The organism is Streptomyces sp. 150FB (assembly GCF_000818195.1).
Lineage (GTDB): Bacteria > Actinomycetota > Actinomycetes > Streptomycetales > Streptomycetaceae > Streptomyces.
Genome location: NZ_JTHL01000001.1, coordinates 6666373 through 6673261 on the forward strand (window position 1 = coordinate 6666373; position 6889 = coordinate 6673261).

The following is a 6889-nucleotide window of genomic DNA, read 5'->3' on the forward strand; positions in this document are numbered from 1 at the left end:
CGGCCGCCCGCTGCCGGGCGCCGAGGGCCGGATCGACCTGAAGTGCGCCTGCCCGTACGGCGATCAGCGACAGCTCGTGCCCCAGTGAGTCGTGCATGTCCCCGGCGATACGTGAGCGCTCGCGCAGCCGCTCCCGGTCGGCGACCGCGCGCTGCTCACGCTCCATCCGATCGGCCAACTGCCACCCCGCGCCGACGAGTTCGGCGTACTGCCGGACGTAACGGCCGACCAGCCAGGGCAGGACGACGGCGAGCAGCAGTGTGGTCAGGAAGGTGAAGAAGGTCCACAGGTCGTCGCCGACGGCGAACGTCAGCACCAGCCCGCCCGTCACCGTCCCCGCCAGCAGATAGAGGGCGGGCCCTGCGTGCTCCGTCCGGCGGCCGGCCAGCCAGCCGAAGGCGACCATCGCGACGACGTACGACGTGGTGAAGAGCTGCGGGTCGAGAGTGGCGCTCGCCACGATCACCAGGAGAAGTGGGACCGGCGGGACGGCGCGGCAGACCAGCACACCCACCGCGAGCAGCAGCACACCGAGGACGGCCACCCACCATGAACCGTCCTCGTCGCTCCCGCCCTTCAGCAGGACGAAACAGCTCAACCCCGCCCACAGCGCCAGATCGACGACCCGGTCTCCGGTCCGCTCGCGCCGCAGGGTTTCCCGGGCCCGGTCCATCACCCCCGGCACGCGTCGACCAGGCCGGCCTCGTACGCGAGGATCGCGAGCTGCACGCGGTTCTTCAGCCCCAATCGGCCGAGGACAGCGCTGACATGGGCCTTGACGGTGGCTTCGACGACGTACAGCCGCCCCGCGATCTCGCCGTTCGACAGCCCGGCGCCGACCAGCGCGACCACCTCGCGCTCGCGCGCCGTCAGCGGCGCCAGGGTGGACCGGGCCTCGGCGGCCCGGGAGAGTCCTCCGGTGCCCAGATGCGTGATCACCCGGTGCGCGACGACGGGGGAGAGGAAGGCGGCGCCCTCGGTGACCGCCCTGACGCCCGCGATCAGCTCGTGCGGGTCACCCGACTTGAGCAGGAACCCGCTCACGCCCGACCCCAACGCCTCGGAGATATAGGCGTCTTCGGAGAAGGTGGTGAGCATGACGAGCGCGGTGCCCGGCGCCGTACGCCGTAGCTCGCGCGCCGCACCGAGTCCGTCGAGCCGTGGCATCCGGATGTCGAGGAGGGCGACGTCGGGCCGGTGTTTCAGGGCGAGTTCGACCGCCTCGCGCCCGTCGCCCGCCTCGGCGACGACCTCGATCCCCGGGTCGGTCTCCAGGATGGCCCGCACTCCGGCGCGCATCATCGCCTCGTCGTCCGCCAGCAGCACCCTGATCACGCGGCCCACGATACGGGGTGGCCGCCCGGGGGGAGGATGACTCTCCCCGGGCGGCCACGGTGCTACGAGTGGTGCGCGGGCCCCTCAGGCCCGGTGGTTCAGAAGGTGAGCTTGAAGCTGTTGATGCGGCCGGTGTCGCCGGAGGCGACGTCCTGGGCCTTCAGCTTCCACGTGCCGTTGGCCGTCTCCGAAGAGGCGTTGACGGTGTACGTCGCGATGACGTTGTCGGCCGAGTCCGTCGAGCTGGAGTTCTTCAGGCGGTACGCCGTACCGTCCGGAGCCACCAGGTCGAGGACCAGGTCACCGCGCCACGTGTGCGTGATGTTGACGCCGACCTTGAGGTCGCTGGGGGCTTTGCCCGTGACTCCCGTGACGTTGACCGACGAGGTCACCGCTGCGCCGCGGTCCGGAATGGCGACCGCCGTGGTGCTCTCGAAGACCGTCCCGTCGCCCGGGTCCGGGTCGCCGCCGCCCGGGCGGGTGCCGACGTTGACACCGGCCCACGCGTTCGCGACGGCCGTGTACTCGGCGCTCGTGGTGCCGTACAGCTCACCGGCGACAGCGAGCGTGCCGGTGCGGGCCGCCGCGTAGTTCGTCGTGCTGGTGAACTTCGTGGAGAGCGCCTTGAACCAGATCTGCTCCGCCTTCGCCCGGCCGATGCCGGTCACCGGCAGGCCGTCGGAGGTCGGCGAGTTGTAGCTGACACCGCCGATGACCTTGGAGCCGCTGCCCTCGGAGAGAAGGTAGAAGAAGTGGTTGGCGATGCCCGACGAGTAGTGCACGTCGAGGTTGCCGACGCCGGAGTACCAGGAGTCGGCCGAGCCGCCGTCCTTGCTCGGCTCGTCCATGTAACGCAGCGGCGTGCCGTCGCCGTTGATGTCGATCTCTTCACCGATGAGGTAGTCGCCCGGGTCGTTCGCGTTGTTGGCGTACCACTCGACGGAGGTGCCGAAGATGTCGGAGGTGCCCTCGTTGAGGCCGCCCGACTCGCCCGAGTAGACCAGGCCGGCTGTCGCGGCCGTGACGCCGTGGGACATCTCGTGTCCCGCCACGTCGACGGCGGTCAGCGGAGCCTTGTTCTGCGAACCGTCGCCGTACGTCATGCAGAAGCAGGCGTCGTCCCAGAAGGCGTTGACGTAGCCGTTGCCGTAGTGGACCCGGGAGTACGCGGCCTTGCCGTCGCCCTCGATGCCGGTGCGGCCGTGGACGTTCTTGTAGTAGTCCCAGGTGAGTCCGGCGCCGTACGCGGCGTCGGCGGCTGCCGTCTCCTGGTTGGCGACGGTGCCGTCACCCCAGATGTCGTCCGGGCCCGACAGCAGCGTGCCCTTGCCGCTGCCGCTGGTGTTCTTCAGCGTGAACGTCTGGTGGCCGCCGCGACCGGCGTCGGTGAGGTTGTACGTCGAGCCCGACTGCGTCGACCCGAGGGTGACCTGGCCGCTGAACTCCGTGTTGCCGACGCCGGTTTCGATGCCCTGGTACTGGAAGAGCTTCTTGCCGGTGGTGGCGTCGGTGATGACATGGAGCTGGTTGGGCGTGCCGTCCTCCTGGAGCCCGCCGACGACGGTCTCGTAGGCGAGTACGGGGGAGCCCTGGGCCAGCCACACGACCTGGCGGGGAGCGCGGTCGGGGGTGGTGCTCTTGGAGCCGTCGGCCTTCGCGGCGCTGAGCGCCTGCTTCTGGGCGGTGGCGGGGGCGACACCGGCGGTGGTGTCGACGTCCTTGAGGGCGGCGGCTGAGGCTTTGGTGACGGACTCGGTCGTGCCCGCCTTCGACTCGGCGACAACGAGGTCGCCGCCGAGGACCGGGAGTCCGTTGTAGGTGCGCTCGTAGCGCGTGTGGGTGGTCCCGTCGATGTCCTGGACGACATCGCGGACGAGGAGCTTCTCCTGTGCGCCCAGGCCGAGTTCCTTGGCCGTCGCCGCCTTGGCGGCGTCGGCCTGGGATATCAGCGCCGCGCGCTGGGCCGGGGAGAGCGCGCGGGGCAGCGCGCCGGGGTTGGCCGTGTGGGCGGCCTGGGCGACCAGGGCGGCCGGCAGCGCCGGTGCGGCCGAGGCGTCCGGCTGTGCTGTGGCCGCCGAGGCCTGCACACCGACGGTCAGAAGTGCTGCTGCTGCGATCAGGGCGCCGGTCGCTGTGGCACGACGGCTGGGCGTGGGTCTCACGCGAACTCCTTCTGCGAGGGGGGTACTGGGCCGCTGTGAGGGCGGCCCGGTCGTTGCAAGCCGAGCAGAGTGGTGCGGAAGAGCCTGAGCGGAGTGCTGCCTTGAACCTGAGCGGAACGCTGTGAAGAAGCTGAGCGAAGTGCTGGGCAGAACGGGGGAAGAGTGGCAGTGGCGACGCCCTGCTGTCAGGAGCGCGTCAACAAGTTGGCCGGAATTCGTCCGCTGCCCGTACAGCACCGTTCGTTAAGCGGACGTTTCGTCGATCATCGCGGCGATGCCGTCGAGAGTTCGCTGGAGCCCGAATTCAAAGAGGATGTCGAGGTCCAGCTCGAACTCCTCCGTTGTGAACAGTGAGTTGAGCAGGGGATAAGCCCCGCTCGACGACAGCGCATCGAACTGTGGCTCATTCCGTGCCATCCATTCGGCGACCGAGAGTCCGCTGTCCTGCTGGGCCTGCGTCTCCAGGTCGGCCGCCGCCGAGACGCCCTGGACATAGGCGAAGACGGTGAGGTGGGTGTACACCATCTGGTACTGGGTCAGCCCGCGGCCCGTCAGGCAGCCCAGCACCCATTCCGCGTACGCCATGGCGTGGGGCGTGGCGGTGGGCCGGGTGAAGGACGCCATCGCGACGGCGAGCCAGGGGTGGTGCCGGTGCGCCGTGCGCAGCCACCGCGCCGCGTACTCAAGTCCCGTACGCCAGTGCGGCGGCACCGGTCCGAGGGGCCGCTCGGCGAAGGCCGCGTCGGACATCAGGCGTACCAGCTCGTTCTTGCCGGGGACATGGCGGTAGAGCGCCATGGTCGGCATGGAGAGCGCGGAGGCGACCCGGCGCATCGAGAGGGCGGGCAGCCCCTCGGTGTCCGCGAGTTCCATCGCGGTCCTGATGATCCGGCGGCGGATGTCCGGCGGCTCGCCGGCGGCGCCGCGAGGGCGCCCCGGGCCGGGACCGGTACGCCGGACCACCGTGCCGACCCCCGTCGTCGGCTGCACCAGTCCCTCCTGTCGCAGCACGGCCAGCGCCTTCGTCGCTGTCGCCACGGCGACGCCCCACTCCCGCGTGATCGCCCGCGTGGAGGGGACGCGGTCGCCGGGGGACAGCTCGCCGCTGTCGATGCGGCGGCGGATCTCGTCGGCGATCCTGAGGTAGGGCGGTCGGCTCGGCACCGCGCCGAGTGTACTAGTGCGCTGAGGGGCCCGTGCGCGTACCTGAACAGCGGGATTCGCCGGGGGACCGGGCAGTGTACTAGGGGGCTGTTTGCCCCGTACGAAGTGCGCTGTTTCGCTCGCCGCATGACACCTGACACGTACACAGGAGCGCCTCGCGCCGGACGTCGGGAGTGGACCGCGCTCGGCGTCCTGATGCTGCCGCTGCTGCTGGTCTCGATGGACGTCTCCATCCTGTACTTCGCCATTCCCTCGATCAGCGAAGACCTCGAACCCGGCTCCACCCAGCAACTCTGGATCCTCGACACGTACGGGTTCGTGCTCGCCGGACTCCTCATCACGATGGGCTCCCTGGGCGACCGCCTCGGACGCCGGAAGGTGCTGCTCGCCGGAGCCGCGGTCTTCGGCGTCGCCTCGGTGGCCGCCGCTTACGCCCACTCGCCCGGCACTCTCATCGCGGCCAGGGCGCTCCTCGGCGTCGGCGGCGCCTGTCTGATGCCGTCGACGCTCGCGCTGATCCGCAGTCTGTTCACCGATCCGGCGCAGCGGGCGAAGGCCGTCACCCTGTGGACCACCGTCATGGCCACCGGGATCTCTTTCGGACCGGTGGTCAGCGGCGCGCTCCTGGCCCACTTCTGGTGGGGTTCGGTCTTCCTCGTGAACCTGCCAGCGATGGTCCTGCTGCTCGTCCTCGCGCCGTTCCTGCTACCGGAGTTCAGGTCGGAGCGCCGCGGCCCGTTCGATGTACTGAGCGCGCTGCTGTCGCTCGCCGCGCTGCTGCCCGTCATCCAGGGCATCAAGGAACTGGCCAAGAACGGGTACGAGCCACTGCCCGTGCTGGGCATCGCCGCCGGCCTCGCGCTGGGCGTCGTCTTCGTACGCCGTCAGTCCCGGCTCGAACACCCGATGGTTGACCTGGAGTTGCTACGGCGCCCGGCGTACGGCGGGTCGGTGCTCGTCAACCTGCTCGCGATGGCGGCGATGGTCGGCTTCGCCGTCTTCTTCACGCAGTACCTCCAATCAGTCCTGGGCCAGAGCCCGTTCGAGGCGGCGCTGTGGAGTATGGCCCCTTCGGCGGGAGTCGTCGTGGCCGTCCCGCTCGGGGCCACGCTCGCCCTCCGCCTCGACCGCGCGTACGTCATGGCGGGCGGCCTGCTGGTCGCCGCCGCGGGTTTCCTCTGGCTGACCAGGACAGGCACCGATTCGGCGCTGTGGACGGTCCTCGCCGGCTCGGCGCTCTACGCGGCCGGCCTGGTCAACGCGATGACCCTGGCCAACGAACTCGCCCTGGGCGCCGCCCCGGTGGAGAGCGCGGGCTCGGCCGCCGCCGTCCTCCAGTCGGGCGAGGAGCTCGGCGGAGCGCTGGGCATGGCCGTCCTCGGCTCCATCGGCGCCGCGGTGTACAGCGCCGACGTGACCAAGGCGCTCCCCGGCCTCCCGCATGCCGCCGCCGAGACTCTGGGGGGCGCCGTGTCGACGGCCCGGCACCTCCCGGCGGCCCCGGGCGGACCCCTGCTGTCCGCCGCCAGGGAGGCGTTCACCCACGGCATGGACCTGGCGGCCTTCGGCGCGGCGGTGGCGATGCTGGCGGGCGCGGTCTGCGCACTGGCGCTGCTGCGGGGGGCCCGGGTGCGTACAGCCGTGGAGGAACCGGTGGGGGAACCGGTGGAGGCGCCCGCCGGGTGAGGGGCGGCATCGGTACCCCCGGAACACGCGATTGGCTCCCGCCGCCGGCTCGGTTCGCTATACGATCAGCCGTCGACTGGAAACCGCGACGCCGGGGGAGGCAGGGTGTACGAGCTGGTGCTCCGGGTGGATGCCGGGCCCACCGCGTCCGATGAGCAGGTGGAGCGCCAAGCACGGGGCCTCTACCAGGACTTGCGGACCCTCGGTCTGTTCAACGTGGAGCGCAGGCAGGCGCCGGCACCGGTCGGCTCGATGGCCTCCGCCGGGTACGAGATCGGCGCCCTCGTCGTCAGCGGCGCGTTCTCGGCGGCGACGCTGAAGGCCATGAGCAACGTCCTGGTGGCCTACATCCAGCGTTCCAAGGCCCGTTCCGTGGAATGGGAGTTCGACGGCAACAAGGGCACGGTCCAGGCGCTCTCCGCGAAGGACCAGAACAAGCTGGTCGAGGTCATGGCCGCGCGGATCGCCGCTGGCGGCGTTGACGGTGGCGCCGACGGTGGCGTGGGCGGCGGCGCGGGCGGCAACACCGACAGCGGCGCTGA

Annotated in this window: 6 protein-coding genes; 2 read left to right on the top strand and 4 right to left on the bottom strand. The window is 70.8% G+C overall.

Going from position 1 to position 6889, the window contains the following annotated elements:
* The 4 genes from QR77_RS49220 to QR77_RS28895 all read right to left on the bottom strand — a co-directional run.
* On the bottom strand, positions 1–685 hold a 685-nt coding region (locus QR77_RS49220; protein ID WP_236710844.1), incomplete at its 3' end, for a histidine kinase.
* Positions 673–1335 (bottom strand): response regulator transcription factor, encoded by a 663-nt coding sequence (locus tag QR77_RS28885; protein ID WP_052489745.1) that lies wholly within the window; start codon positions 1333–1335, stop codon positions 673–675. The genes QR77_RS49220 and QR77_RS28885, both read right to left, overlap by 13 nt.
* Positions 1336–1433: 98 nt before the next feature.
* Positions 1434–3497 carry a M4 family metallopeptidase gene (locus QR77_RS28890; protein ID WP_040024960.1) on the bottom strand — a complete coding sequence of 688 codons (2064 nt, stop codon included), beginning with the start codon at positions 3495–3497 and terminating at the stop codon, positions 1434–1436.
* A 243-nt stretch (positions 3498–3740) separates the two neighbouring features.
* Positions 3741–4661 (bottom strand): TetR/AcrR family transcriptional regulator C-terminal domain-containing protein, encoded by a 921-nt coding sequence (locus tag QR77_RS28895; protein WP_040024961.1) that lies wholly within the window; start codon positions 4659–4661, stop codon positions 3741–3743.
* Positions 4662–4787: 126 nt separating this feature from the next.
* On the opposite strand from QR77_RS28895, the gene QR77_RS28900 reads away from it, so the two are divergent.
* The gene (locus QR77_RS28900; RefSeq protein WP_040024962.1) at positions 4788–6347 is read left to right on the top strand and encodes an MFS transporter; all 1560 of its coding nucleotides are present in this window, start codon (positions 4788–4790) and stop codon (positions 6345–6347) included.
* Positions 6348–6452: 105 nt separating this feature from the next.
* Positions 6453–6889: hypothetical protein (locus tag QR77_RS28905; RefSeq protein WP_063798093.1), on the top strand; the 437-nt coding region annotated here is incomplete at its 3' end.

Bases quoted from the DNA above. Each gene is read 5' to 3' on its own strand.
- QR77_RS28900 (WP_040024962.1), top strand. From the start codon at position 4,788: ATGACACCTGACACGTACACAGGAGCGCCTCGCGCCGGACGTCGGGAG.